Source organism: Pelomonas candidula, assembly GCF_043555985.1.
Lineage (GTDB): Bacteria > Pseudomonadota > Gammaproteobacteria > Burkholderiales > Burkholderiaceae_C > Pelomonas > Pelomonas candidula.
In genome coordinates this window covers 288,833-314,337 of the sequence record NZ_JBIGIC010000008.1, presented here as the reverse complement: position 1 = coordinate 314,337, position 25,505 = coordinate 288,833, and the positions used below count along the sequence as shown (strand labels likewise).

The window sequence follows — 25,505 nt, the reverse complement described above, 5'->3', positions numbered from 1 at the left end:
TCGCCACCGCCGGCGCGCTGGGCATCCTGGGCAGCCTGGACATGAACCGCGGCGACCCGCAGCTGGGCTGGGACACCGACCAGTTCCCCAACAACGTGCCGGAGACGGCGCTGGCGCTGTACCACGTCATCCAGGCTGGCGGCCTGGGCTCGGGCGGCCTGAACTTCGACGCCAAGGTGCGCCGCCAGTCCATCGACGCCGAGGATCTGTTCATCGGCCACATCGGCGGCATGGACGTGTGCGCGCAGGCGCTGCTGGTGGCCGAGAAGATGATCAACGACGGCCGCCTCAAGGCCGCCGTGGACAAGCGCTACGCCGGCTGGGACAGCGCGGAAGGTCAGGACATCCTGAACGGCAAGCGCTCGCTGGCCGACCTCGCCGACGGCGTGCTCGCCAAGAACACCGACACCGCCCCCGTCTCCGGCCGCCAGGAGGCGCTGGAGAACCTCGTCAACCGCTTCTGCAACACCTGAAGCCACATCTGGTCGGAGCCCTGGCGGTGCCGGCCTCTTCATCACAGGACGGCCATGACCTCAACGTGCAGCACCTCCCTGACCGACTTCATCCGAGGCCTGTCCGCCTGCTCCTTGCCGGCCGGCAACGACACCTTCCTTGACAACGACACCGTGACCTACGCCAGCCCCTTTCCCGCCGACTTCGTGTTCGGCGTCGCCGCCGCCTCTGCCCAGATCGAGGGCGCGGCCTTCACCGATGGCAAGGGCGAATCCATCTGGGATCGCTTCTGCCGCACGCCCGGCAAGGTGCACGACGGCGACACGCTGGACGTCGCCTGCGACCACTACCACCGCTTCGACGACGACTTCGCGCTGATGGCGTCCCTCGGCGTCAAGAACTACCGCCTGTCCATCTCCTGGCCGCGCATCTACCCCAACGGCGATGGCGAGCTGAACCCCGCCGGGCTGGACTTCTATCACCGCCTGTTCGCCAGCATGAAGAAGCACGGCATCACGCCGTGGGTCACGATGTTCCACTGGGACCTGCCGCAGTCGCTGGAAGAGCGCGGCGGCTGGACCTCGCGCGTGACGGTGGACGCCTTCGGCCGCTACGCCGACACCATCGTCAAGGCCTTCGCCGGCGAGGTGACGCACTGGATCACGATGAACGAGATCCGCTGCTTCACGCTGCTGGCCTACGGCTATGGCACCAAGGCGCCGGGCCGCCAGGAGAGCGCGGCCATCGTCAACCAGACCTTCCACCACGCGCTGCTGTGCCATGGCCATGGGGTGAGGGCCGTGCGCGAATTTGGCGGCGCGGGCGCGGTCGTCGGACTGACCGACAACTGCGACGTCTGCATCCCTGTCACCGAGACGCCGGCGGACATCGCCGCGGCCAAGGCCTGGTTCCTGGAGAAGAACGCGCACGTGCTGGGCGCCATGCACGCCGGCCATTACCCGGCGGACTACCTGGCCCGCGTCGGCGCCGACGCTCCGCAGGTGGAGCCCGGCGACTTCGACCTCATCAGCCTGCCCACCGACCACCTGGGCCTGAACATCTACACCGGCACCTATGTGCGCGCCAGCAAGACGGGCGCTGCGTGGGAAGCCGTGCCGCTGCCCATCAACTACCCCAAGGCCGACAGCCCCTGGCTGCACATCGCGCCGCAGTCCATCTACTGGGCCACGCGCTTCTGCGCGGAGCTGTACGGTCACCAGTCGCTCTACATCACCGAGAACGGCTGCGGCTACAACGACGAGCCCGTCGTCAACGGCGAGGTGCTGGACCTGCACCGCCGCGACTTCCTGCGCAACCACCTGCGCGAGGCCCACCGCGCGATCAGCGACGGTGTGCCGCTGCACGGCTACTTCCTGTGGAGCTTCATCGACAACTACGAGTGGGAAGACGGCTACCAGCGCCGCTTCGGCATCGTGCATTGCGACTACGAGACGCAGGTCCGCACGCCCAAGCTCTCGGCGCGCTACTACGCCGACGTGATGCGCACGCGCACCATCCTGTAAATCGGCGCGAAGCCATGAGCACCACCATCTCTCGGGACCGCGTTCCCCTGCCCCAGAAAATGGGCTATGGCCTGGGGTCCTTCCTGGACATGTGGGGCCACTGGCTCTACCAGTCCCTGGCCTTCCACGTCTTCAACGTCGGCCTGGGCATGGCGCCGGGCCTGATCTCGACGGCACTGGGCATCAAGATCTTCATCGACGCGGCCTCCGACGCCATCTTCGGATGGCTGTCGGACAACACCCGCTCGCGCTGGGGGCGCCGCCGCCCCTTCATGCTGGTGGGCGGGGTGCTGGCCGGCATCGGGCTGCCACTGATGTTCGCGGTGGGCCGGGGCTGGACCAACACGGAGTACTTCATCTTCATCCTGGTGTCGCTGGCCATCTATGTGCCAGTGATGGCCTGCTTCAACATGCCCTGGGTCAGCCTGGGCTCGGAGATGACGCCCGACTATCACGAGCGCACCAGCGTGATGTCGGTCAAGAACGCGATCCAGAAGATCCCCGAGCTGGCGATGTTCGTGGCGGCGCAGTTCACGACACTGGCCTACTTCAACGGCGCGAACGGCAAGCCCGACATCCTGCGCGGCGCACAGGTCTACACGACCCTACTGGGCGCCATCATGGTGGTCATCGCGCTGGCGATGTTCTTCCTGGTGAAGGAGCGCTATTACGAGAAGGTGGTGGTGACGCAGACCTTCAAGGTGCCCTTCCGCGACACGCTGTACCGCACGCTGCGCAACCGGCCCTTTCGCAAGCTGCTCGGCACCATGATGGCCTATGGCCTGGCAACGGCGATGGTCGGCACGCTGGGCTACTACACGACGATCTATTACGTCTGCGGCGGCGACGTGGCCCGCGGCGCGAAATGGAACTCCGCCATGGGCGTCTCGGGCATGGTGATGGGCCTGGCAGGCATACCGTTTGCCGTCTGGCTGGCTCGCCACTGGGGCAAGCGCAATGCGCTGGCCATCGTGCTGTCGTTGGCCATCTGCGCCTTCATCGGCGACTGGTTCTTCTACAACCCCGAGCTGCCCTGGCTGCAACTGCTGGCCAGCGGTTGCGTGGCCTTCACGGGCGCGGGCTTCTGGACCATCTACGGCTCAGCCATGGCCGACGTCATCGACCACGACGAGATGGAGACCGACCAGCGCCGCGAAGGCTCGTTCGCAGCCTGCCAGTCCTGGATCAACAAGGTCGGCCTGGCGCTGGGCAACGGTGCCTCGGGCTGGATCCTGCAGTTCACCGGCTTCGACGCCAAGCTGCCGGTCCAGAGCGAGGACGCGCTGTTCATGATCCGCGTGCTGCTGTCCGGTATCCCGACCATCGGTCTGCTGGTGGCCATCGTCGTGATCCTGCGCTTCCAGCTGACCGAACAGCGGCTGAACGAGATCCGCGTGGGTCTCGAAGCGCGGCGCGGGACGGTCTGACGATGGCGCCCGCGGCCTCCATCCGGACATCGAGCACCGAAGCCATGCAACGCCCAACTTCTTTCCTCAACGCCTGCCAGGCGATCGTGTTCGCCGCCGGCCTGGCGCTGGGCGCCCTGGCCCACGCGGCGGCACCTGCGAAGCCGGCCCCTTCGTTCGAATGGGAGTCCAGCGAGCCGCTGATCCACCCACCGGCCGACGCCAAGCGCATCTTCGGCGTCAAGGACCCCAGCATCGTCTACCACGACGGGCGCTATCACGTCTTCATGACCACCGCGGGGGCGGACGGCTGGGGAATGGCGTACACGAGCTTCGCGACCTGGGACGAAGCCCCCGAGGCGCCCCTGTTCATGCTCGACAAGTCGCCCATCGGGCCCGGCTATCGTGCGGCCCCCCAGGTCTACTACTTCGCGCCGCAGAAGCTCTGGTACCTGATCTACCAGGGCGGCGACCCGATGTACTCCACGACCCGGGACATCGGCGACCCGCGCTCCTGGACGGCACCGAAGCCGTTCTACCCGGCCGTGCCGGCCTCCGTGAAGAACGCCAAGGGCGAGGCAGGCTGGCTGGACTTCTGGAACATCTGCGACGACCGCAAGTGCTACCTCTTCTTCACCAACGACGGCGGCAGCTTCTACCGCGCCGAGACGGCGATCGAGCGCTTCCCTCACGGCTTCTCCGAGCCCGTGGTCGTCATGAAGGAAAAGCGCGAGGACCTGTTCGAGGCGAGCAACACCTACAGGATCACCGGCACCCAGAAGTACTTGACGCTGGTCGAAGCCATGGGGCCGGCGGGCCGCTACTTCCGTGCCTGGACGGCCGATCGACTGGATGGCGAGTGGCAGCCCGTTCCCGGCGCGAAGTTGAATCTGTTCGCCGGCGCCGACAACGTCAGGTTCAAGGGCCGCGCCTGGTCCGAGGGCATCTCCCACGGCGAGATGGTCCGCGATGGCGTCGACCAGACGCTGAGCATCGATCCCTGCCGGCCGCTGCAATTCCTCTACCAGGGTCTGGACATGGAGAAGGGCAGGAAGTACGAGTACATCGAACTGCCCTACCGGCTGGGCCTGATCACGGCCACGGCGCCCAACGCCATCAGCGAGCTGTGCAAGCGATGAACGGCCTCGCGCCAACCTAACGGTGAGTGCCTGGCACCCGCTCCGGGAGAACCACGATGCCGCCTCGCCGCGCGCCTCCCGCGCCCCTCCCCACCACCGACAGGGCGGGCCGGGCGAGGGGCAGGACCCAATTCCCATCGCTCCGCGCGTCCCTCGCTGAGCTCATCACCGCCACACAACACGGAGACACCATGCGCCGCATCACCTTTCTCGGGCTCAGCCTGCTGCTGACCCTGGCCCCCTCTGCAGCCGTCCTCGCGCAAGGCAAGGGCACCATCGGCATCGCCATGCCCACCAAGAGTTCCCAGCGCTGGATCGCCGACGGCGAGAACATGGTCAAGGCCTTCAAGGCCCTGGGCTACAACACCGACCTGCAGTACGCCGACGACGAGATCCCCGTCCAGCTGTCCCAGGTCGAGAACATGGTGACCAAGGGCGTCAAGGCGCTGGTCATCGCCTCCATCGACGGCAGCACGCTGTCCAGCACGCTGCAGAAGGCCGCCGAGAAGGGCGTCAAGGTCATTGCCTACGACCGCCTGATCCGCGGTTCCAGGAACGTCGACTACTACGCCACCTTCGACAACTTCCAGGTCGGCGTGCTGCAGGCCAATTCCATCGTCGACAAGCTGGGCCTCAAGCAGGGCAAGGGGCCCTTCAACATCGAACTCTTCGCCGGCTCGCCCGACGACAACAACGCCGGCTTCTTCTACGACGGGGCCATGAGCGTGCTCAAGCCCTACCTGGACAGCGGCAAGCTCGTCATCCGCAGCAAGCAGACCGGCGCGATGAAGGTCGGCATCCTGCGCTGGGACGGCGCCACCGCCCAGGCCCGCATGGACAACCTGCTGTCGGCCTACTACGGCAAGGACAAGCTGCACGCCGTGCTGGCGCCGGCCGACATCCTGTCCATCGGCATCATCTCCTCGCTGAAGGGCGTCGGCTACGGCACGCCGAGCCAGCCCATGCCCGTCATCACCGGCCAGGATGCCGACCTGCCCTCGGTCAAAGCCATCCTGCGAGGTGACCAGACCTCCACCGTCTTCAAGGACACGCGCCAACTGGCCAAGGTCACGGCCGACCTCGTCGATGCCGCGCTGTCGGGCAAGACGCCGCAGGTCAACGACACCAAGACCTACAACAACGGCGTCAAGGTGGTGCCGTCGTATCTGCTCAAGCCCGTGGCCGTCGACGCCAGCAATCTCAAGGCTGTGCTCGTCGACAGCGGCTACTACAAGGAAAGTCAGCTGAAGTGATGCAAGCCTCGGTACCGCCGGGCGCGCTGCTGGAGATGCGTGCCATCGGCAAGAAGTTCCACGGCGTGGTGGCCTTGCGCCACGTCGACCTCGCCGTGCGGCAGGGCGAGATCCATGCCGTCATCGGCGAGAACGGTGCCGGCAAGTCCACGCTGATGAAGGTGCTCTCGGGCGTCTATCCGCACCCCGACTACGAGGGCGAGATCTGGTTCGACGGCCAGCTGCAGCGCTTCGCGGGCATCCGCGACAGCGAGGCCCGTGGCATCGTCATCATCCACCAGGAGCTGGCGCTGATCCCGCAGCTGTCCATCGCCGAGAACCTCTTCCTCGGCCATGAGCAGGCGCGCCACGGCGTCATCGACTGGGAACGGACGCACCGGCGCGCCGTCGAACTGCTCCGCCAGGTGGGCCTGGCCGAATCACCGCACACGCTGGTGGGAGACATCGGCGTGGGCAAGCAGCAACTGGTCGAGATTGCCAAGGCCCTGGCCAAGGACGTGCGGCTGCTCATCCTCGACGAACCCACGGCCAGCCTGAACGAGGACGACAGTGCCGCGCTGCTGGAGCTGCTCAAGCGGCTGCGCGAGCGCGGCGTGGCCTGCGTGCTGATCTCGCACAAGCTCAACGAGATCGCCGCAGTGGCCGACGCCATCACGGTGCTGCGCGACGGCTCGACCATCTCGACGCTGGACTGCCGCCAGGCCCCGCCGGCCGAGGCTGAGATCGTGCGCGCCATGGTCGGCCGCGAGATGCAGGATCGCTATCCACGCCGCCAGCCCAACCCGGGCGAGGTGCTGTTCGAACTGAAGGACTGGTGGGTGGAGCACCCGCTGCACGTCGGCCGCGAGGCGGTCAAGGGCGTGAACCTGAACGTGCGCCGCGGCGAGATCGTCGGCATCGCCGGCCTCATGGGCGCCGGCCGCACCGAGCTGGCCATGAGCGTCTTCGGCCGCTCCTGGGGCCGGCGCATCCGAGGCTCCGCCTGGATGAAGGGCGAGAAGATCGACGTGTCGACCGTCAGGCGCGCCATCCGCTCGGGCCTGGCCTACGTCACCGAGGACCGCAAGGGCCTCGGCCTGGTGCTGCAGGAGAGCATCGCCCGCAACACGTCCCTGAGCCGGCTGGAAGGCGTCTCGCGCGCCGGCGTCATCGACGAGGCCGGCGAGCACGCCGTCGCCAACGACTTCCGGCGCCGGCTGGCCACCCGCTGCGCCGACGTGGACCAGGCGGTGGGCGACCTCTCCGGCGGCAACCAGCAGAAGGTCGTGCTGGCCAAATGGCTGTTCACCGACCCGCAGTTGCTCATCCTCGACGAGCCCACGCGCGGCATCGACGTCGGCGCCAAGTTCGAGATCTACAGCCTGATCGCCGAACTGGCCGCCCAGGGACGCGCCATCCTGATGATCTCCTCCGAACTGCCGGAACTGCTCGGCATGTGCGACCGTCTCTACCTGATGAACGAGGGCGAATTCGTCGGCGAGATGCCGGCCGCCGGCGCAACCCAGGAAACCGTCATGCACGCCCTCTTGGGCACCCATTGAACCGAATCATGCTCACCTCCTCCCTGCGCCGCTTCCTGGCCCCGCACCTGCGCGACTACGGCATGCTGCTGTCGCTGGTCGCCATCATGGGCTTCTTCCAGGTGCTCACCGACGGCACGCTGCTGCAGCCGCTCAACCTCACCAACCTCTTCCTGCAGAACAGCTACATCGTCGTGATGGCGCTGGGCATGCTGCTCGTCATCGTGGCCGGCCACATCGACCTGTCGGTCGGCTCGGTCTGCGGCTTCGTCGGCGCCCTGGCCGCCGTTCTGATGGTGGACATGGAATGGCCGGTGCTGCCGGCCATGGTGGCCTGCCTCGCCGCGGGCGCCGTCATCGGCGCCGTGCAGGGCGCCTTCGTCGCCTGGCTCAAGATCCCCTCCTTCATCGTCACGCTGGCCGGCATGCTGGTGTTCAAGGGCCTGGCCCTGGCGCTGCTGCGCGGCCAGTCCATCGGCCCCTTTCCCGACAGCTTCCAGGGGCTGGCCAGCGGTTTCCTGCCCGATCTCGGCGACGGCGAGGGCCACCTCACCTCGCTGGCCGTGGGCCTGGGCGGCGTCGCACTGCTGACGCTGCGCGAGCTGCTGGCGCGCCGCAAGGCCACGGCGCTGGGCGCGGCGGGCGAGCCCCTGCCGCTGTTCCTGCTGCGCCTCGTCGCGCAAGGCGCGGCCCTGGGTGCGCTGGTGTGGCTGCTGGCCTCCTACAAGGGCCTGCCCAACGTGCTGCTGCTGATGACGGTGCTGATTGGCGTCTTCGTCTTCGTCACGCGGCGCACGACGCTGGGCCGGCGCATCTACGCGCTGGGAGGCAACGAGCGTGCCGCGCGGCTGTCGGGCATCCCGACGGAGAAGCTGACCCTGCTGTGCTTCATCAACATGGGCGTCATGGCGGCGCTGGCCGGCCTGGTGTTCGCCGCGCGGCTGAACACGGCCACGCCCAAGGCCGGCCTGGGCTTCGAGCTCGACGTCATCGCCGCCTGCTTCATCGGCGGCGCCTCGGCCTCCGGCGGCGTCGGCAAGGTGACGGGCGCCGTCATCGGCGCCTTCGTCATGGGCGTCATGAACAACGGCATGTCCATCCTGGGCATCGGCATCGAATGGCAGCAGGTCATCAAGGGCGTGGTGCTGCTGGCCGCCGTCGTTTTCGACGTCTACAACCGCCGCAAAGGCTGAGAGCCGCGGGCCATGAAGAGCCGCCGTCGCCGGCTGATGTTGTCTGTGGCGCTGCTGGGCAGCGCGGCAGTCCATGCGGCGGACCCCGCCGCGGTGCTGCGCGTCGTCGCGCCGGTCAACCAGTCCATGCCCATGCTGAGGATGGTCGGGTCGGTACCCGCCGAGGGGCTGCTCAAGGATGTCGGCGAGGCCCTGGCGGAGCGCCTGGGCTTGAGCGCTGCCTTCGTTCCCCTGCCCGGCAAGCGCGCCGGCCCCGCGGTGGCCTCGGGCGCGGCCGACCTGCTCTGCTACGTCAAGCCAGGCTGGCTGGACGACAAGGTGCTCTGGACCCGTCCCTTCCTGTACGGCACGGGCATCATCGCCGCGCATCCGGCCGCGCCGGCCGTGACGTCGCTGTACGAGCTCAGGAATGAAAGCCTCGGCACGGTGCTGGGCTATCACTACCCCATCCTCGACCTGGCCTTCATGCAATCGATCCGGCGCGAGGACGTGCCCGATGCAACCACCAATCTGCGCCGCCTGGCGCTGGGCCGCATCCGCTACGCCGTCACGGATCGCGCCGCCCTCGACTACTTCCTGAGAGACAACCCGACCTCCGGCCTGCGCGAGGTCATCGAGGTCGAGCGCTATCAGCTGAGCTGCGCCCTGTCGCCCGACAAGGCGCAGCTGCTAGAACCGCTGAACCGTGTCATCGACCGCATGCAGGCCGACGGCTCGCTGGAGGTCTTGTTCAACCGCTACCGCTGACAGCACCCACAAGCAAACACACTGGAGACACCATGTCCGCACTGAGCAAACGCACTTTCCTCGCCACGCCGCTGCTGGCCGCCACCGGGCTGGGTACGGCACGCCTGGCGCAAGCCCAGGGATGCGATCGCCCGGCGCCGCCGGCCTACAAGCCGCCGGCATCAAGCGGCCCCTTCACAGCGGAGGCCGATTCCCTGCGTGCCTCTAAGGTGCCCGCCTGGTTCCGCGACGCCAAGCTGGGCATCTGGTCGCACTGGGGCCCCCAGGCCGTGCCCGGCCAGGGCGACTGGTACGCCCGCTTCATGTACGTACCCGGCCACCCGCACTACGACCATCACGTGAAGACCTACGGCCACCCCTCCGAGGTCGGCTACAAGGACATCATCCAGCGCTGGAAGGCCGAGCGGTTCGAGCCCGAGGCGCTGATGGACCGCTACGTGGCAGCGGGTGCAAAGTACTTCGTCTCCATGGGCGTTCACCACGACAACTTCGACCTGTGGAACTCCAAGCACCACCGCTGGAACGCCACCAAGCTCGGCCCGATGCGCGACGTGGTGGGCGACTGGGCACGCGCCGCTCGCAGGCGCGGGCTGCGTTTCGGCGTGTCGGAACACCTGGGCGCCAGCCACAACTGGTGGTGGACCAGCCACCAGTGCGACCAGTTCTGGCCCAAGCTCGGCGTGGCCTACGACGGCGCCAGGCCGGAGAACGTCGACCTCTACCACGAGCCGCATGACACGCCCTACCTGAACCGTGGCGGCGACTGGTACACGACCAACCCGAAGTTCCACGAGATCTGGTACCGCCGCATCGTCGACCTGATCGACAGCCACCAGCCGGACCTGCTGTACTCGGACGGCGGCATCCCGTTCGGCGACGTGGGCCGGGCCGCTATCGCGCATCTGTTCAACACCTCGGTGCGCCGCAACGGCGAGATGCAGGCCGTGTACAACCACAAGGCGCTGGGCTCGGGCGAGTTCATCCGCGAGGTGGGCGTGCAGGACGTCGAACGCGGCGTGCTCGACGGCATCAACCCGCTGCCATGGCAGACCGACACCTCCAACGGCGACTGGTTCTTCTCCGAGCACGACCGCTACAAGACGCCGGCGCAGGTGCTGACCATGCTGTGCGACATCGTCAGCAAGAACGGCAACCTGCTGCTCAACGTGGTGCAGCACGCCGACGGGACGCTGGCGGCCGAGTCCGATGTGCTGCTGACCGAAATGACCGCGTGGATGAAGGTCAACGGCGAGGCGATCCACGGCACGCGGCCATGGAAGCTCTACGGCGAAGGTCCCACCGCGGCCACCAGCGGTGCGTTCAAGGAAGACACCGCCTACACGGCGCAAGACATCCGCTTCACGACGCGGGGCGACACGCTGTACGCGCTGACGCTCGGCGAACCCAAGGGGACCGTGAAGATCACCTCGCTGCGTCGCGGCGGTTCCCACGAGCTGCGCGCGGTGCGCCGGGTCGAGTTGCTCGGCGCCGGGCCGCTGCGCTTCCGCCAGGGCGCCCAGGCGCTGGAAGTGGACCTGCCCGAGCAACTGCCCAGTCGCCACGTCAGCGCGCTGCGCGTCAGCTTCGGTTGAAGGGCGTTGCCGGCGGCGCCACGGAAATTGGTCATACCAAAGTGCGGACATAGGTCATGGTTGAAGATCCGCGAAGGCGTGAGAGGGTTAACACTGGTCAGACCAATAGCCAGGTATGGCAAAGTGGAAATACCAAAACACCGGTCCGACCAGTCATCATGAGCCCCCCCTTGCGCGACGATCAGAGTGCGCCGCTGCTGCGTACCCTGGGCGTCTGCAAGCGCTTTGACAACGTCGTGGCCTTGTCCGGCGTGGCACTGGAAGTGCGCCGTGGCGAGGTGCATGCCATCTGCGGCGAGAACGGCGCCGGCAAGTCGACGCTGATGAAGATCCTCAGCGGCGTCTACACGCCCGACGAGGGCGAGATCCATTTCGACGGTGAGCCCGTGCGCATCGGCGGTCTGGCGCACGCGCAGGCACTGGGCATCGTCATGATCCACCAGGAGCTGAATCTCGTGCCGCACCTGAGCGTGGCCGAGAACATCTGGCTGGGCCGTGAGCCGCGCCGCGGCTGGTTCGTCGACCGAGGGCGTCAGCGCGATGGCGCCCGGGTCTGCCTGCAGCGGCTGGGCGTCGACATCGACCCGGACGCCCAGGTCTCCAGCCTGTCCATCGCCCAGCAGCAGATGGTGGAGATCGCCAAGGCGCTGTCGATGCAGGCCCGGCTGCTGATCATGGACGAGCCCACCTCGTCGCTGGGCGAGGCCGACGCGGCACGCATGCTCAAGGTCGTGCAGGACCTCAAGCGCGAGGGCGTCGGCATCCTCTACATCTCCCACCGCCTCGACGAGCTCGATCACATCGTCGACCGGGTCACCGTGCTGCGCGACGGCCAGTACATCGCGACGCGGGACTGGGCCAGGACCTCCATCAACGAGATCGTCAGCCTGATGGTCGGCCGCGAGCTGAACCAGCAGTTCCCACCCGCGACGCGACAGCCCCGCAGCGAGGTCATGCTGAAGACACGGGGCCTGCGGCGCGAGGGCGCATTCGGCCCTGTGGACTTCGAGCTGCGCCGGGGCGAGATCCTCGGCTTCGCGGGGCTGGTGGGCGCCGGCCGCACCGAGGTCGCCCGCGCCATCTTCGGTGCCGACCCCGTCGACGCGGGCGACATCGAACTGGCTGGCGAGCGGCTGCGCGTCCGCTCGCCACGCGACGCCATCGCCGCGGGCATCGCCTACGTCTCGGAGGATCGCAAGGCCCACGGCCTGGCGGTGAAGATGAGCGTGGCCCAGAACATCACGCTGGCGCATATCGGCGCGGTCTCCAACCGCCTGGGCTTCATCGACGCCTCGCGCGAGCGCGCCACCGCACAGCACTACATCGAGCAGCTCGGCATCCGCACGCCGACACCGGACCAGCCCGCCCGCCTGTTGTCTGGCGGCAACCAGCAGAAGGTCGTCATCGCCAAGTGGCTGCTGCGCCGCGCCCGGGTCGTCCTGTTCGACGAGCCGACCCGCGGCATCGACGTCGGCGCCCGCTACGCCATCTACGAGCTGATGGACCAGCTCGCCGCGCAGGGCGTGGGCGTGGTGCTCATCAGCTCCGACCTGCCCGAGATCATGGGCCTGACCGACCGCGTGGCCGTGTTCCGCCAGGGCCAGCTGGCCGGCACGCTGCAGACCCGCGACTGCAGCCAGCAGGACATCATGCAGCTCGCCTCGTTCGCCCCCTCTCCGCTCCCCAAGCCGCAGCCAGCGGCCTTCGCATTGCAAGGTTCATGAACGACCGCCAGAAAGACCTGATCCAGAAGTTCGCCGCGCTGGCGGGCCTGCTCGCCTTGATGCTCGTGTTCTCGCTGACGAGCTCCGCCTTCTTCTCCGTCGGTAACGCGATGACGGTGTCGCTGCAGGTCACCTCCATCGTCTACCTCGGCATCGGTGCCACCTTCGTCATCCTCACCGGCGGCATCGATCTGTCCGTGGGCTCGGTGCTGGCGCTGTCCGGCGTCACGGCAGGCCTGCTGGTCAAGGGCGGCATGCCGGTCGCCCCGGCCATGGTCCTGGGCGTGGCGGTCGGCGCGCTGTGCGGCGCGATCAACGGCTTCTGCGTCACGCGGCTGCGCCTGCCTCCCTTCATCGCGACGCTGGGCATGATGCTCGTGGCGCGCGGCATCGCGCTACAGCTGACCGACGCGCGCGCCGTCTCGGGCCTGGGCGACGCCTTCGGCACGCTGGGCAACGGCGCACTGTGGCGCATCGAGGAGATCGACGAGCAGGGCTTCCCCAACGTCATCTTCCCCGGCATCCCGTATCCGGTCTTGCTGATGGTGGTGCTGGCTGTGGTGGCAGGGTTGCTGCTGCGCCGCACGACGCTCGGGCGCCATATCCACGCCGTGGGCTCCAACGGTGAAGCCGCGCGACTGTCGGGCGTGAACGTCAACCGCGTGACGATGTTCGCCTACGTCACATCGGGTGCCCTCGCCGGCCTGGCAGGCTGCGTGCTGATGTCCCGCCTGGTCACGGCCCAGCCCAACGAGGGCGTCATGTACGAGCTCGACGCCATCGCGGCGGCCGTCATCGGCGGCACCTCGCTGATCGGCGGCGTCGGCACCATCTCCGGCACGCTCATCGGCGCCTTCGTCATCGGCGTGCTGCGCAACGGCCTGAACATGAACGGCGTCTCGTCCTTCACCCAGCAGATCATCATCGGCGGAGTCATCCTGGTCACCGTCTGGATCGACCAACTCCGCAACCGGCGCTGAAGACCGGAACCCAAACAGGAGACAACCATGCCCCATCTGCGCCATGTGCTTTTCAGCGCCTGCCTCGCCCTGCTCGGCAGCGCCACCCAGGCCGGCGAGATCGCCGTCATCGTCAAGACCACCAACTCCACCTTCTGGCAGAACGTCAACAAGGGCGCCGAGGCCGGCATGAAGGAGGTCAACGGTCACACCATGACCTTCTCCGGCCCGGCCAGCGAATCGGCCATCGCCGACCAGGTCAACCTGGTGGAGAACGCCGTCAACCGCCATGTCGCCGGCATCGTGCTCGCCCCCTCCGACCCGGACGCCCTGGTGCCGGCCATCAAGAAGGCCTGGGAGGCGCGCATCCCGGTCGTGCTGATCGACTCCACCGTGTCGGATTCCGGCAAGAACTACTACCAGTCGTTCCTGACGACGGACAACCGGGCCGCCGGTGAGCTGTGCGCCAAGGAGTTGATCGCCAAGGTCGGCGCGACGGGCAAGGTGGCCGTCATGTCCTACGTCGCCGGCTCGGGCTCTGAGGTCGGCCGCGTCGGCGGCTTCACCGCCTACCTGAAGGCCCATTCCAAGCTGGAGATCGTCGGCCCCTACTACTCGCAGTCGCAGATGGCAACTGCGATGAACCAGACCACCGACGTGCTGGCGGCCCACCGCGACCTCAAGGGCATCTTCGGCGCCAACGAGCCCACCGCCGTCGGCATGGGCCGCGCGCTGGTGCAGAGCGGCCGGGCCGGCAAGGTCGTGGCCATCGGCTTCGACGGCAACCAGGATCTGCAGAAGTTCGTGCAGGACGGCGCGCTCGTCGGCATCGCCGTGCAGGGGTCGTTCCAGATGGGTTATCTGGGCGTCAAGACCATCCAGGACCTGCTGCAGAAGAAGCCCGTGCCCAAGCTTCGTGACACCGGTGTGGTCTGGGTCACCAAGGGCAATCTGCAATCACCCGAGGCCAAGGCCGTCCTGTACTGAGTGGCTCGTCAAAAAATCTCCCTGCTTCGCATGCACCGTGCTCCAAGTCTCTTGAGCCGCCCGTTGCCGAGCGCCGACCTCCGGCTGACAACGCTCGGTTTCGGAGCCGCCGCGCTCGCTGGCCTCTACGACGCCGTGGACGCCGACGTGGCCGCCGCGACCCTCCAAGCCGCCTGGGACGCAGGCGTTCGGTTCATCGACACCGCGCCGTTCTACGGCTACACGCTCAGCGAACGCCGTGTCGGCGATTTCCTTGCCGGCAGGCCGCGCGACAGTTTCGTGCTGTCGACCAAGGTCGGGCGGCTGATGCAGCCGGACCCCGACGTGCGGCCAGGCAGCGACGGCTGGGCGGCCCCCCTGCCCTTCCGGCCCGTGTACGACTACAGCCACGACGGCGTGATGCGGTCGTTCGAGAGCAGCCTGCAGCGGCTGGGCCTGTCGCGCATCGACATCCTGCTGGTCCATGACATCGGTCGCATGACCCATGGTGACCGCCACGAGCACCATTGGCGTGCGTTGACCGATGGTGGCGGCCTCAAGGCTCTCGAATCGCTTCGCAGCCAGGGCCTCGTCAATGCCATCGGACTGGGCGTCAACGAGTGGCAGGTGGCGCAGGACGCCCTGGCCGTTGCTCCGCTGGACTGCGTGCTGCTGGCCGGCCGCTACACCTTGCTGGAGCAGGGCAGCCTGGGCTTCATGGACCGATGTGCCCAGGAAGGCGTTCGCGTCCTCGTCGGCGGGCCTTTCAACTCAGGGCTGCTGGCCGGCCAGGCTCGCTACAACTACGGCGATGTGCCTGCAGACGTGATGTCGCGCGCGCAGGCACTCGGCGCCGTCGCCGCGGAGTTCGACGTCCCGCTACAGGCCGCGGCGCTGCAATTCCCGCTCGCGCATCCGGCCGTGGCGAGCGTGCTGGCCGGCATGCGCTCGCCGGCGCAGGTCACTGCGAATGTCGCCTGGCTGAGCCATCCCATCCCGCGTCCGTTCTGGCTGACCCTGCGCGAGCGCGGCCTGATCGACGCCGCCGCACCACTGCCAAGCAAAGGCACGAAGGAGGGCTGATGAGGGTCGACGCACATCAGCATTTCTGGCGCCTTGCCGATCGCGAGGGCCAGTGGCCTCCGGCATCGCTGGCCGCCATCCACCGCGACTTCGGCCCCCATGATCTCGCGCCCCTTCTGCAGGCCACAGGGGTGGAAGCCACCGTGCTCGTGCAGTCCCTGCCGAGCGTGGCCGACACGCACTGGATGCTGTCGGTGGCCGCCGAGACGCCCTGGGTGCTGGGCGTCGTCGGCTGGGTGGACTTCAAGGCCCCCGATGCCGCCGAGCAGATCGAGACGCTGGCACGCAATCCGCTGCTCAAGGGCCTGCGGCCGATGCTGCAGGACCTGCCGGACAACGACTGGATTGCCGACCGCGCCTGCGACGCCGCCGCCGAGGCCATGCAGCGCCACGGCCTCGTCTTCGACGCCCTGGTGCTGCCGCGGCAACTGCGCGGCCTGCGTCGCTTCGCCAGCCGTCACCCCGGGCTGAGCATCGTCATCGACCACGCCGCCAAGCCCTTCATCGCCAGTGGAGACGTCGAGCCCTGGTTTGCCGACATGACCACGCTCGCGGCCCTGCCAAACGTGCACTGCAAGGTATCGGGCCTGCTGACCGAAGCCGGCGAACGCCGTGATGCGGGGGCGCTGCAGCCCTACGTCCAGGCGCTGTGGGTGATCTTCGGCCCCGGGCGCCTGCTGTGGGGCAGCGACTGGCCTGTGCTCAACCTGGCCGGCGACTACGCCGGCTGGTGGCAACTCGCGCACGAACTGGCTCAACGACTCTATCCATCTCCCCAACCTGACGACCTACGCGCGCTCTTCGGGGGAAACGCCGCTCGCCTCTATCACCTCGAACCATGCTGACCGTCACCTGCGAATCCCCCGGCCGACTCGTTGCCTCTGACCGCCCCTGCCCCACCCGCCAACCCGGCGAGGTGCTGCTGCGCGTCAAGCGCGTGGGTGTCTGCGGCACCGACCTGCACATCTTCACCGGCCATCAGCCCTATCTCGACTACCCGCGGGTGATGGGCCATGAACTGTCCGGCATCGTCGAGGAAGCAGACGCCGGCAGCGGCCTGCGGGCGGGCGACGCCGTCTACGTCATGCCCTACCTGTCCTGCGGCGACTGCATCGCCTGCCGCCAGGGCAAGACCAACTGCTGCACCCGCATCCAGGTGCTGGGCGTGCACCGCGACGGCGCCTTCACCGAGTACGTCAGCGTGCCCAAGCGCTTCGTCGGCAAGGCGGGCGGCATCACGCTGGATCAAGCGGCCATGGTCGAGTTCCTGGCCATCGGCGCGCATGCCGTCAGCCGCGGCGACGTGGCCGCCGGCCAGCGCGTGCTCGTCGTCGGCGCCGGCCCGATCGGCCTGGGCGTCATGCTCTTTGCCAAGCTGCGCGGCGCCATCGTCACCGCCATCGACGGCCGTGCCGACCGGCTCGATTTCGCGCGTGAGCATGTCGGCGTGGCCTCGACCGTTGCGCTCGGCGAAGGCGACGAAGCCGAGTTGTCCCGCCTTACCAACGGCGAATTTTTCGACGCTGTCTTCGACGCCACCGGCAACCCGCAAGCCATGGAGCGGGGCTTCCGCTTCATAGCCCATGGCGGGCGCTATGTGCTGGTGTCCATCGTGCAGGGCGACATCCGCTTCTCCGACCCCGAGTTCCACAAGCGCGAGGCCACGCTGCTCAGCAGCCGCAATGCCACGACGGAAGACTTCGAGACGGTGATGACGGCGATGCGCGACGGCCTGGTGCCCGACGCGGCGCTGGCCACGCACCACCTCACGCTCGCCGAGGTGCCGGCGGGTTTTCCGCGTCTGCTCGACCCCGCCGAGGGCGTCATCAAGGCCATCGTCGAGTGTTGAGCGCCGGCCATCCCATCCTGCAGTTCGGCACCAGCCGCTTTCTGCAGGCCCATGTCGACCTCTTCGTCAGTGAAGGCAGCGATGCGCTGGGTGGCATCACCGTCGTGCAGGGCACCGACAACCCGGCCAGCACGAAACGCAGCCAGGCGCTCGCTGACGGTTACGACGTGGTGATCCGCGGCCTGAGTGGTGGCCAGCCGCTGGAGACGCGCAAGACCTGCCGCTCGGTGCGCGAGGTGCTGCACGCCCGCGCCGACTGGCAGGCGCTGCGCGAGCGCGTGCGCGGGCCCGTCCGCGTCATCGTCTCCAACACCGGTGACAGCGGCTGGGCACTGGCGCCAAGCGACAACGCAGGCCAGTTGGCCGAGGGGGCCGAAGCGCCCTCCTCCTTCCCCGCCCGGCTGCTCGTGCTGCTGCACGCGCGCTGGCAGGCCAACCCGGGCACGGAACTGACGCTGCTGCCCTGCGAGCTGGTCTCGCGCAACGGCGACAGGCTGCGCGACCTCATCGTGTCGCTGGCTCGCGAGTGGCACTGCGCGCCGCCCTTCGTCGAGTGGCTGCAGGTCCATCCCGTCTGGGGCAACTCGCTGGTGGACCGCATCGTCTCCGAGGCGCTGGAGCCGGCCGGCGCGGTGGCCGAACCGTATGCCCTCTGGGCCATCGAGGCCCAGCCCCGGCTGCAGCTGCCGTGCAGCCATCCGGCCATCGTGCTGACCGACGACCTGCCCCGCCACGAGCGGCTCAAGCTCTTCCTGCTCAACCTCGGCCACACGCTGCTGGCCGAGCTGTGGCAGCGCGGTCGCCTGGCCGCCGACATGACGGTCCTGCAGGCCATGCAGGACGCCTTGCTGCGCCAGCCGCTGGAGCGGGCCTGGCTGCGGGAAGTGCTGCCGGTGTTCGATGCGCTCGGCCAGGGCGACGAGGCGCGCGCCTATCTCGTGAGCCTGCGCGACCGCTTTCTCAACCCCTTCCTGGTCCACCGCATCGCCGACATCGCACAGAACCACGACATGAAGAAGGCCCGGCGCATCCGGCCGCTGGTGGAACTGGCCGAGGTGTATGCGCCGGCACTGCACCAGCCGCTGCTGCGCGCCGCGCTGGCACCCCACTGACAAGGAACAAGCAATGCAACGCATGGGCATGGTCATCGGCATCGCGCCGGAACACATCGCCGAGTACAAGCGGCTGCACGCGGCCGTCTGGCCCGCGGTGCTGGCTCGCCTGGCTCTCTCCAACATCCGCAACTACAGCATCTTCCTGCGCGAGCCGGAGAACCTGCTGTTCGGCTACTGGGAGTACCACGGCAGCGACTTCGAGGCCGACATGGCCGCCATCGCCGCCGATGACCAGACGCGGCACTGGTGGACGTTCTGCAGCCCCTGCCAGGTCCCGCTGGCCAGCCGCGCCGCCGGCGAGCACTGGGCCATGATGGAGTGCGTCTTCCATGTCGACTGAAGCGCTGCCGGTGCAGGCGCTGATCCAGCTGCACCCGCGCGACAACGTCGCCGTGGCCCGCGTGGCGCTGGCGCAGGGCAGCGAGATCGCACGGCCCGACGGCGGCACGCTGCGCGTGACGGCAGCCATCGCGGCCGGCCACAAGATCTCGCTGCGCGCCATCGCGCCGGGCGATGTCGTGCTGAAGTACGGCCAGCCCATCGGCGTGGCGAGCGCGGCCATCGCGCCCGGCGGGCACGTGCACGTACACAACGTCGAGATGGCGCGCGCGCTGCCGACCCAGGCGGTCGACGGCGCCAACGCGGCGCGCATCGAACCCGGCCAGGCCGCCACGTTCGAAGGCTATGTGCGCGCCGACGGCCGCGTCGGCACGCGCAACTACATCGGCGTCGTGTCGTCGGTGAACTGCTCGGCCAGCGTCTGCAAGGCCATCGCGCGGACCTTCGAGGGCCCGGGGGCCCTGCCCGGCATCGACGGCGTCGTCGCCATCACGCACGGCAGCGGCTGCGGCATGAGCGACGGCGAGGGCCTGGCCCTGCTGCGGCGCACGCTGCGCGGCTACGCCACCCATCCGAACTTCGCGGCCGTGCTCGTCATCGGCCTGGGCTGCGAGGTCAATCAGGTGGCCGCACTGCTCGACGGCATGGAGCCGGGAGCCCGCGTGCACGGCCTGACCATCCAGGCCGAAGGCGGCACGCGCGAGGCCATCGCACGCGGCCAGGCACTGGTGCGCGAACTGGCCGCCGAGGCCGCCCAGGCCAGGCGCAGCACGGTGCCCGCGGCCCGGCTTGTCGTCGGCCTGCAATGCGGCGGCTCGGACGGCTATTCCGGCATCAGCGCCAATCCGGCGCTGGGCGCCGCCGTCGACCTGCTGGTGCGCCACGGCGGCACGGCCATCCTGTCGGAGACGCCGGAGATCTACGGCGCCGAGCACCTGCTGACCGCGCGCGCGACGTCGCCCGAGGTCGCCGGGAAGCTGCTGGCGCGGCTGCGCTGGTGGGAGGACTACGCGGCCCGCAACGGCGCCGAACTCGACAACAACCCCTCGCCGGGCAACAAGGCGGGGGGCATCACGACCATCCTCGAGAAGTCGCTGGGCGCCGTCGCCAAGGCTGGCAGCAGCCCGCTGACCGACGTGCTCGGCTATGCCGAGCCGGTGCATGGCCACGGCCTCGTCTTCATGGACACGCCGGGCTACGACCCCGTGTCGGCCACCGGCCAGGTGGCCGGGGGCGCCAACCTGATCTGCTTCACGACCGGTCGCGGCTCGACCTACGGCTGCAAGCCGACGCCCTCGCTGAAGCTGGCCACCAACACGCCGCTGTTCAAGCGCATGGCCATGGACATGGACTTCAACGCCGGCGGCATCGTCGATGGCACGCAGAGCGTCGCCGAGGCCGGCGAGGCGCTGTTCCGGCTGATGCTGGCGACCGCCTCGGGCCGGCCCACGCTCAGCGAGGAGCACGGCCTGGGCGACAACGAGTTCGTGCCCTGGCAGCTCGGCGCCGTCATGTGAACCCGGCCGCGCCCGGGCGGACCGGCGCATGGAGCAACACCCGATGATCGATGTCTCGCACCTGACGCCCGCCCGCATCGGCCGCCGACAGGTCCTGGGCGGCTTGCTGATGGCCCCCGTCGCCGGCATGGTCCGCGCCGCGGGATGGACGCCCGGCAACGGCCCCTACGCGGTGGGCAGCAGCTGCATGCTGAGCCGCCCGGCCACCGCGGCGCCGATGGAGCAATACCTCATTGGCCACTCGCAGCCGCAGGGCTCGCTGTACCTGGACCAGCTGATCAGCGACCGCCAGGCCACGCCGGTGATCGACGTGAAGGTGCCCGAGGACTTTCCGTATGCCGGGCGCCTGGCCGGGCGCAGCCTGCCGGTCGTGCTCACGGTGTTCTACCCGACGCCGGCCGCCAATCCCCGCCCCGACTACACCTTCCCGGACGAGACCGGCTGGTATCGCCTGCCGCATATGCAGCGCCCCGGCGAGGCGCCCCTGTTTGCCGACGAGCGCGCACGCTATCCGCTGATCGTCCACTCCGGCGGGCAGAACACCCACGGGCTGTGGCATATCGGGAAACTCGCGCACCTGGCCTCGCAGGGTTATGTGGTGGTCGACGTCTACCACGGCGACGGTCGTGCGGGAGGCTTCATCGAAATGTTCGCTCTGCGCAGCCTGGCCGTCCGTGCGGCGCTGGACCATGTGTTGGCCCACCCGCACTACGCCGACCACGTCGACGCCGAGCGTATCGGCGCCAGCGGCACCAGTGCCGGGGGCTTGGCCGTGCTCACGCTGCTGGGCGGCGTGGACCCCGCAAAGCCGGGCCCGTCCCTGGCCGACGCACGCATCAAGGCCGCCTTCGGGACCGTTCCCTTTCCCGGCTTCAGCAAGACGATGGCGCGCGAGAAAGGCTTGCCTGCAGGGGTAAACCTGCCGATCTGGAACTTCGGCCTGGACTTCGCCGGCCTCGCCGCCGTCAAGCGGCCCTGGTTCGCCGTCAGCGGCGAGCAGGACCGCAACGTGCCCGCCGCCGACGTGCTGGCCGCCGCCCGCGCCGTGGGTGGCCCGGCCTGGGTGGTGGAGATGAAGGGCCAGACCCATGGCTTCAACGAAGCCGCCAACGCCGAGACCTATGGCTGGGAGGCGGCCTTCTTCGACGCCCACCTGCGCGACGACGCGGCGGCCCGTGCGCTGCTGCGCCCGGGCGCCCATCCGGCCGGGCCCGATGCGCTGGGCCAGCTGCGCCTGCAGCCGGCCTGACCGCTACGCCGGCCGGCGCGGCGACAGCTCCAGGCTGGTCACGAGGAAGCACTCCTGGCCCAGGTAGGGCATGCGGACCGCGTTGAGGATCGCGTCACGCACCTCGCCGCGCGCATCCCGTACGCGCAGAGACAGATTGCTCACCTTGCCTTCGGCCACCAGCACGTCATAAAACCGCTCCCTGTCTTCGGGCAATATGCCGTAGGCATGGGAGGCGGTGGTCGAGCCCAACAGTTCGTTGCGCTCCAGGCCGTAAAGGGCGCACAGGGCTTGATTGACTTCGATGATGCGGCGCTCCTGGATCGAGACGATGGCCATGGGCAACGGCGCACCGAAGAACAACGCGCTGAAGCGATCCCGCCCGGAGGCGATCTCCCGCTGAGCCGCTTGCTGGGCCCGCCGGGCATCGATGTTGTCGAGGGCAAAGGACAGGTCGTCGCCGAGTTCGTTCAGCAGGTCGAGCAACTCGTCGTCGAAGAAGCCTGGCTGACTGGCACAGAGCATCAGCACGGCGCTCACCTCTCCTGCACGGCGCAGCGGAATCCAGGCGATGGCCCGCACGCCCTGCGCAACGGCCTCATCGCGCCAGCGACCGGCCAGAGGGTCGAGGACATAGTCGTTGCTGACGAAGCAGCGCCCCTCGCGCAGCGCGCGGGCCGTGTAGGACGCCTGCACTTCCGCATGAGTCAGGTCCAGCGGGTCGGGGACGCTCTCCAGCACCTTGGCCGCCGGCCCCGCTGTGCCGCCGCGGCGGGCGAGGCTGCCCTCGCGCACATAGACACAGGCCAGCACCGCATGACCGAACTGCACACAGAGCTGGCAGGCCTCGCGCCACAGCAGCGCCTCGTCCTCGATGTGCAGCACGGCGCGATTGGCGCGTGACAGCGTCAGCAGAAAGCCGGACAGCCGCTCCGCCCGCGACGTCGCATGCCTGCTCGCACGCCGCTGCTGCACAAGCATGCCGCACAGCAAGACCGAAACCAACAACAGAACGAATACGGCCAAAAGCTCGGCCATGCCCCTCCCCAGCCGCCTTGGTGGTCGGCATCGAGAGTATTGCTTGCCTGGGGGGAGCGATGAGCGGCCTGACGGCACGCACACCAGATCTTCGTTGCGTGCATGACAAATCCCCGGCTCGCCAGCTCGATGCCGACGACGATCCGGCGTCAACGCCCGTCCCGGACGCCCGCGCTCAGAACGGCGGCAGCTCCGCGCGGCCCAGGACCTGCAGTTTCAGCGCCCGCCCGGCTGCACGCACGCCCGTGGCCGCCGTCACCGGCTGGCCGCCGCCGACCCACAGTTCCACCGGACCGGCGTCCACCACGCGCCGGCCATCGGCATCGACGACGCTGAGGGCCTTGGCGTCCAGGTCGAAGCTGACGCGGCGTGATTCACCCGCACGCAGCACCTCGCGCCTGAAGGCCACCAGCGTTCGTTGCGGCGCCATGGTGCCGGAGCGGCGGGCATAGACCTGCACCACCTCGGCCGCCTCGCGCTGGCTCTCGTTCTTCAACAGCACCGACAGCGTCGTGCCCTGCCCCGCAGGCACGCGGCTTCGCCCCAGTCGGGCCTGCTCATAGGCGAAGCGCGCATAGCTCAGGCCATGACCGAACGGGAACGCAGCGTCGCCCTTGAACCAGCGGTAGGTGCGCCCCTGCATGCCGTAGTCCTTGAACGGCGGCAACTGCTCGATCGAACGGTAGAAAGTGAGCGGCAACCTGCCGGACGGGCTGAAGTCGCCAGCCAGCAGCTCAGCCACTGCCTGGCCACCCTCGCCGCCCGGGTACCAGGCCTGCACGATGGCCTGCGCCTTCTGCGTCGCGGCGCCGAAGGCCATGGGGCTGCCGCTGAAGTTCACCACCACCAGTGGGCGGCCCAGCGCCGCCAGCCGCTCCAGCAGCCGCAGTTGCGGCGCCGGCAGGTCGATCTGCGTGCGGTCACCGCCGGCAAAGCCGGGGGCCAGCACCGTCATTTCCTCACCCTCCAGCTCCCAGGTCAGGCCGCTGGCGAACACGATCACGTCAGCCTCGCGCGCAGCGGCCAGCGCGGCCTCGTCGCTGGCGCCGGGGCGGCTCCACTGCAGCCGCTCTTCGCCCTCCCAGCCCGTCTGCAACGCCTCCACGCGCAGGGCGTAGGTGCGGCCGGCTTCCAGCTTCACGCCCCGGGTGCTGGTGGGCCAGGCGATATCCCAGAGGTCCACCACCAGTTCGCCGTCGATCCAGATCCGGTAGCCACGGTTGCCCTTCAGCCGGAGCAGGTGCTCGCCGCTCTCGCCGGCGCGCAGGAAGCCGGTCCAGCGTGCCGATTCCTTGCGGTCGTAGGCATCCGGCCACCCCCACTTGAACACGGCCTGCGGCGTGAGCGCTGCAGACATCGGCTCGCCCTCGAGCTTGAGGTTGGAAAAGCGCTCCAGATTCAGACCCGCACGGCTGCAGGCGGCATCGGCACACAGGCTGGTCGCCGGCAGATCCTCAAGCGGCGGCGCCACCCAGCCCGTGCCTTCGACGGCGTCGATTCGCGCGCCGGGGAAACGCGCCTTCAGGCCCGCCAGCAACGTCACCGGCCTGGACGGTGTGCCGTTGTAGTTGCCCACCAGCGCATCCACGCTGTCGGCATTGGGGCCGATCACCGCGATGCGCCGGGGCGCGCTCTTGAGCGGCAGCACGCCGTCGTTCTTCAGCAGCACGAGCGAGCGACGGGCCGTCTCCAGGTTGAGGGCACGGTTGGCGGGGGTGTCGAAGTCACGCGCCGTGATCTCCGGGAAGGGCCGCTGCCCCGCGGGCGCCAGCAGACCCAGGCGCAGTCGCACGTCGAACAGGCGCTGCAGCGCGCGGTCGAGGTCGGCCTCGCTCAGCAACCCCTGCTGCACTGCGGCCACGGTGGTGGCGGGCTGGGCCGTCTTGTTGGCGCCGAAGTCGCAGATGACGTCAGTGCCGGCGCGCACGGCCACGGCCACCGCTTCCTCGGGCGTCTTCACGTAGTGGTGCGCCCAGTCCATGTGGATGTCGGCCACGGCGCCGCAGTCGGACACCACGTGGCCCTGGAACTGCCACTCGTCGCGCAGGTAATGTTTGAGCAACTGCTCGTTGGCACAGGCGGGCACGCCGTCCACCGCGTTGTAGGCGCACATGACCGATTCGGCCCGCCCTTCGGTCACCGCCGCGTGGAAGGCCGGCAGGTAGGTGTCCACCAGGTCGCGGGGGGAGACCTTCACGTCCTCCCTGTGGCGGTCGGCCTCCGGGCCGCTGTGCACGGCGAAGTGCTTCACGGCGGCCGACACGCGCGGCTGGTTCGCGTCCGGCCCCTGCAGCCCCTGGATGTAGGCCACGCCCATGCGCGAGGTGAGGTAGGGGTCCTCGCCATAGGTTTCCTGGCCCCGGCCCCAGCGCGGGTCGCGGAAGATGTTGACGTTGGGCGACCACACCGTCAGACCGCGGTAGAGGCCCGACGAGCCGTCGGCACCGACGGTGTTGAGGAACTTGGCACGGAACTCGGTGCCGACGACATCGCCGACACGCTTCACGAGCGGCGTGTCCCAGGTCGCAGCCATGCCGATGGCCTGCGGGAACACGGTGGCCACGTCGGCGCGCGCCACGCCGTGAAGGCCTTCGCTCCACCAGTTGTAGGCCGGGATGCCCAGGCGCGGGATGGCCGGCGATTCGTGCTGCAGCTGGCTGGCCTTCTCGGCCAGCGTCATCTGCGCGACCAGGGCCTGCGCCCTCTGCATGGACTGCGACAGCGCAGCGGCCGCGGAGGCGTCGACGGGCGCCGCCGACACGGCGCAGGCCGCCAGCGACAGGGCCAGGGCCGCCAGCGCAGGACGCCGCCAGTGCAGGCGCGCGGGAGCGCCGATGAGTGATCGATGCATGGTCGTCATG

The 25,505-nt window shown here is 68.8% G+C and carries 21 protein-coding genes; 19 read left to right on the top strand and 2 right to left on the bottom strand.

The features are described 5' to 3' along the window. The 19 genes from ACG04R_RS17625 to ACG04R_RS17535 all read left to right on the top strand — a co-directional run. A partial coding sequence (locus tag ACG04R_RS17625) for an apurinic/apyrimidinic endonuclease family protein (protein ID WP_474103781.1) occupies positions 1–473 on the top strand: 473 nt, incomplete at its 5' end. Positions 474–527: 54 nt separating this feature from the next. After that, complete coding sequence (locus ACG04R_RS17620; protein WP_394413552.1) at positions 528–1,976, top strand: GH1 family beta-glucosidase; 1,449 nt, start codon at positions 528–530, stop codon at positions 1,974–1,976. Between the two features lie 14 nt (positions 1,977–1,990). Then, positions 1,991–3,403, top strand: coding sequence for an MFS transporter (locus tag ACG04R_RS17615; protein WP_394413549.1), 1,413 nt, complete (start codon positions 1,991–1,993; stop codon positions 3,401–3,403). Positions 3,404–3,447: 44 nt separating this feature from the next. Continuing rightward, on the top strand, positions 3,448–4,521 hold the full coding sequence (locus tag ACG04R_RS17610) for a glycoside hydrolase family 62 protein (protein WP_394413546.1): 1,074 nt from the start codon (positions 3,448–3,450) through the stop codon (positions 4,519–4,521). A 191-nt stretch (positions 4,522–4,712) separates the two neighbouring features. Continuing rightward, positions 4,713–5,774, top strand: a complete 1,062-nt coding sequence (chvE, locus tag ACG04R_RS17605; protein ID WP_394413543.1) for a multiple monosaccharide ABC transporter substrate-binding protein — start codon at positions 4,713–4,715, stop codon at positions 5,772–5,774. After that, positions 5,774–7,315 (top strand): multiple monosaccharide ABC transporter ATP-binding protein, encoded by a 1,542-nt coding sequence (gene mmsA, locus ACG04R_RS17600; RefSeq protein WP_394413540.1) that lies wholly within the window; start codon positions 5,774–5,776, stop codon positions 7,313–7,315. Before chvE ends, mmsA begins: the two co-directional genes overlap by 1 nt. 8 nt (positions 7,316–7,323) lie before the next feature. Then, complete coding sequence (gene mmsB, locus ACG04R_RS17595) at positions 7,324–8,487, top strand: multiple monosaccharide ABC transporter permease (protein WP_394413538.1); 1,164 nt, start codon at positions 7,324–7,326, stop codon at positions 8,485–8,487. Between the two features lie 12 nt (positions 8,488–8,499). Beyond that, on the top strand, positions 8,500–9,234 hold the full coding sequence (locus ACG04R_RS17590) for a substrate-binding periplasmic protein (RefSeq protein WP_394413535.1): 735 nt from the start codon (positions 8,500–8,502) through the stop codon (positions 9,232–9,234). 32 nt (positions 9,235–9,266) lie between these two features. Continuing rightward, positions 9,267–10,826, top strand: a complete 1,560-nt coding sequence (locus ACG04R_RS17585) for an alpha-L-fucosidase (RefSeq protein WP_394413532.1) — start codon at positions 9,267–9,269, stop codon at positions 10,824–10,826. A 158-nt stretch (positions 10,827–10,984) separates the two neighbouring features. Next, on the top strand, positions 10,985–12,550 hold the full coding sequence (locus ACG04R_RS17580; RefSeq protein ID WP_394413529.1) for a sugar ABC transporter ATP-binding protein: 1,566 nt from the start codon (positions 10,985–10,987) through the stop codon (positions 12,548–12,550). Further along, a complete protein-coding gene (locus ACG04R_RS17575) occupies positions 12,547–13,530 on the top strand; it encodes an ABC transporter permease (protein WP_394413526.1) in 984 nt (327 codons plus the stop codon). Before ACG04R_RS17580 ends, ACG04R_RS17575 begins: the two co-directional genes overlap by 4 nt. A gap of 27 nt (positions 13,531–13,557) precedes the next feature. Beyond that, positions 13,558–14,496 (top strand): ABC transporter substrate-binding protein, encoded by a 939-nt coding sequence (locus tag ACG04R_RS17570; protein WP_394413523.1) that lies wholly within the window; start codon positions 13,558–13,560, stop codon positions 14,494–14,496. A 30-nt stretch (positions 14,497–14,526) separates the two neighbouring features. Beyond that, positions 14,527–15,558, top strand: a complete 1,032-nt coding sequence (locus tag ACG04R_RS17565; protein ID WP_394413515.1) for an aldo/keto reductase — start codon at positions 14,527–14,529, stop codon at positions 15,556–15,558. Continuing rightward, positions 15,558–16,403: an amidohydrolase family protein gene (locus ACG04R_RS17560; protein ID WP_394413512.1), complete on the top strand. Its 846-nt coding sequence runs from the start codon at positions 15,558–15,560 to the stop codon at positions 16,401–16,403. The genes ACG04R_RS17565 and ACG04R_RS17560 overlap by 1 nt, the downstream gene beginning before the upstream one ends. Next, positions 16,397–17,407, top strand: coding sequence for a zinc-binding alcohol dehydrogenase family protein (locus tag ACG04R_RS17555; RefSeq protein WP_394413509.1), 1,011 nt, complete (start codon positions 16,397–16,399; stop codon positions 17,405–17,407). Before ACG04R_RS17560 ends, ACG04R_RS17555 begins: the two co-directional genes overlap by 7 nt. After that, entirely contained in the window at positions 17,404–18,519 is a 1,116-nt protein-coding gene (locus tag ACG04R_RS17550; protein WP_394413506.1) for a mannitol dehydrogenase family protein, read from the top strand. Before ACG04R_RS17555 ends, ACG04R_RS17550 begins: the two co-directional genes overlap by 4 nt. 13 nt (positions 18,520–18,532) lie before the next feature. Beyond that, complete coding sequence (locus ACG04R_RS17545; RefSeq protein ID WP_394413503.1) at positions 18,533–18,862, top strand: L-rhamnose mutarotase; 330 nt, start codon at positions 18,533–18,535, stop codon at positions 18,860–18,862. Then, positions 18,852–20,378: a UxaA family hydrolase gene (locus ACG04R_RS17540; RefSeq protein ID WP_394413500.1), complete on the top strand. Its 1,527-nt coding sequence runs from the start codon at positions 18,852–18,854 to the stop codon at positions 20,376–20,378. The genes ACG04R_RS17545 and ACG04R_RS17540 overlap by 11 nt, the downstream gene beginning before the upstream one ends. A 43-nt stretch (positions 20,379–20,421) precedes the next feature. Further along, positions 20,422–21,627, top strand: a complete 1,206-nt coding sequence (locus tag ACG04R_RS17535; protein ID WP_394413497.1) for an alpha/beta hydrolase family protein — start codon at positions 20,422–20,424, stop codon at positions 21,625–21,627. Between the two features lie 3 nt (positions 21,628–21,630). Here ACG04R_RS17535 and ACG04R_RS17530 read toward each other — a convergent pair whose 3' ends face one another. Further along, on the bottom strand, positions 21,631–22,644 hold the full coding sequence (locus ACG04R_RS17530; protein ID WP_394413494.1) for a GAF domain-containing protein: 1,014 nt from the start codon (positions 22,642–22,644) through the stop codon (positions 21,631–21,633). 175 nt (positions 22,645–22,819) lie between these two features. Then, positions 22,820–25,495, bottom strand: a complete 2,676-nt coding sequence (locus ACG04R_RS17525; RefSeq protein ID WP_394413491.1) for a glycoside hydrolase family 3 C-terminal domain-containing protein — start codon at positions 25,493–25,495, stop codon at positions 22,820–22,822. Between the last annotated feature and the right edge of the window lie 10 nt (positions 25,496–25,505).

Coding starts and splice junctions, on each gene's coding strand:
- ACG04R_RS17620 (WP_394413552.1), top strand. CDS start 528: ATGACCTCAACGTGCAGCACCTCCCTGACCGACTTCATCCGAGGCCTG.
- ACG04R_RS17615 (WP_394413549.1), top strand. CDS start 1,991: ATGAGCACCACCATCTCTCGGGACCGCGTTCCCCTGCCCCAGAAAATG.
- ACG04R_RS17610 (WP_394413546.1), top strand. CDS start 3,448: ATGCAACGCCCAACTTCTTTCCTCAACGCCTGCCAGGCGATCGTGTTC.
- chvE (WP_394413543.1), top strand. CDS start 4,713: ATGCGCCGCATCACCTTTCTCGGGCTCAGCCTGCTGCTGACCCTGGCC.
- mmsA (WP_394413540.1), top strand. CDS start 5,774: ATGCAAGCCTCGGTACCGCCGGGCGCGCTGCTGGAGATGCGTGCCATC.
- mmsB (WP_394413538.1), top strand. CDS start 7,324: ATGCTCACCTCCTCCCTGCGCCGCTTCCTGGCCCCGCACCTGCGCGAC.
- ACG04R_RS17590 (WP_394413535.1), top strand. CDS start 8,500: ATGAAGAGCCGCCGTCGCCGGCTGATGTTGTCTGTGGCGCTGCTGGGC.
- ACG04R_RS17585 (WP_394413532.1), top strand. CDS start 9,267: ATGTCCGCACTGAGCAAACGCACTTTCCTCGCCACGCCGCTGCTGGCC.
- ACG04R_RS17580 (WP_394413529.1), top strand. CDS start 10,985: ATGAGCCCCCCCTTGCGCGACGATCAGAGTGCGCCGCTGCTGCGTACC.
- ACG04R_RS17575 (WP_394413526.1), top strand. CDS start 12,547: ATGAACGACCGCCAGAAAGACCTGATCCAGAAGTTCGCCGCGCTGGCG.
- ACG04R_RS17570 (WP_394413523.1), top strand. CDS start 13,558: ATGCCCCATCTGCGCCATGTGCTTTTCAGCGCCTGCCTCGCCCTGCTC.
- ACG04R_RS17565 (WP_394413515.1), top strand. CDS start 14,527: ATGCACCGTGCTCCAAGTCTCTTGAGCCGCCCGTTGCCGAGCGCCGAC.
- ACG04R_RS17560 (WP_394413512.1), top strand. CDS start 15,558: ATGAGGGTCGACGCACATCAGCATTTCTGGCGCCTTGCCGATCGCGAG.
- ACG04R_RS17555 (WP_394413509.1), top strand. CDS start 16,397: ATGCTGACCGTCACCTGCGAATCCCCCGGCCGACTCGTTGCCTCTGAC.
- ACG04R_RS17545 (WP_394413503.1), top strand. CDS start 18,533: ATGCAACGCATGGGCATGGTCATCGGCATCGCGCCGGAACACATCGCC.
- ACG04R_RS17540 (WP_394413500.1), top strand. CDS start 18,852: ATGTCGACTGAAGCGCTGCCGGTGCAGGCGCTGATCCAGCTGCACCCG.
- ACG04R_RS17535 (WP_394413497.1), top strand. CDS start 20,422: ATGATCGATGTCTCGCACCTGACGCCCGCCCGCATCGGCCGCCGACAG.
- ACG04R_RS17530 (WP_394413494.1), bottom strand. CDS start 22,644: ATGGCCGAGCTTTTGGCCGTATTCGTTCTGTTGTTGGTTTCGGTCTTG.
- ACG04R_RS17525 (WP_394413491.1), bottom strand. CDS start 25,495: ATGCATCGATCACTCATCGGCGCTCCCGCGCGCCTGCACTGGCGGCGT.